The organism is Streptococcus pseudopneumoniae (assembly GCF_001072315.1).
Taxonomy (GTDB): Bacteria; Bacillota; Bacilli; order Lactobacillales; family Streptococcaceae; genus Streptococcus; species Streptococcus pseudopneumoniae_R.
Genome location: NZ_JVLI01000123.1, coordinates 1 through 614, shown reverse-complemented (window position 1 = coordinate 614; position 614 = coordinate 1). Strand labels below are relative to the sequence as shown.

Here is a 614-nt window from a genome sequence, read left to right as displayed (position 1 = left end):
AAATAAGCTATTTTTATGGTATAATAACGGTAAATCGTGGAGGAGTAGGATTATGAAATTTGGAAGTGATTTTTCCTGGTTATGGGTAGCTATCATTAGAATTTTTACAGCTCCCTTTTATATCGTTCTTTGGTGTATTAATGTTGTAAAATCCACTATTGGTATGTTTATTCTGTGGGTTATAGCTAAAATATGTATAACAATCGTATTGATTGGGGGAATGGCAATCATTCATCATCTATTCAATTTCCCAAGCGAAAACATAATTGATAATATTTTTGGATGGTATACACCGCATATTTTAGGAATGTCCCATGATTCACTTATTAATGCTGGTCAAGTGGTTGATGCACCAAAAGGAGGAGGGTTATTTTTCCCATATCCGAATTTTGAAGTTCCAATTATTATTGGCCTCAGTATTCTAGTAGCTACTGTTCGGACGATTTATCGTGAAGAATTTGAAGAATTATAAAAATAGTATTGTGTTTGGCACTGTAGAAATCTCTGCAGTGCCTTTTATTAAAGAAAAAAGAAATTAAAAGAGGTAAAACAAAATGGAAATCATTACAAAAATTATTACTGGTCTAGGTGTAGTTGGAACAATCACAGGTCTT

Annotated in this window: 1 protein-coding gene; it reads left to right on the top strand. The window is 32.4% G+C overall.

Annotated features, from left to right (window positions below; translation table 11 throughout):
• Positions 1–52 precede the first annotated feature (52 nt).
• The gene (locus ADH54_RS06665; protein WP_049524521.1) at positions 53–472 is read left to right on the top strand and encodes a hypothetical protein; all 420 of its coding nucleotides are present in this window, start codon (positions 53–55) and stop codon (positions 470–472) included.
• The last annotated feature ends 142 nt before the right edge of the window (positions 473–614 follow it).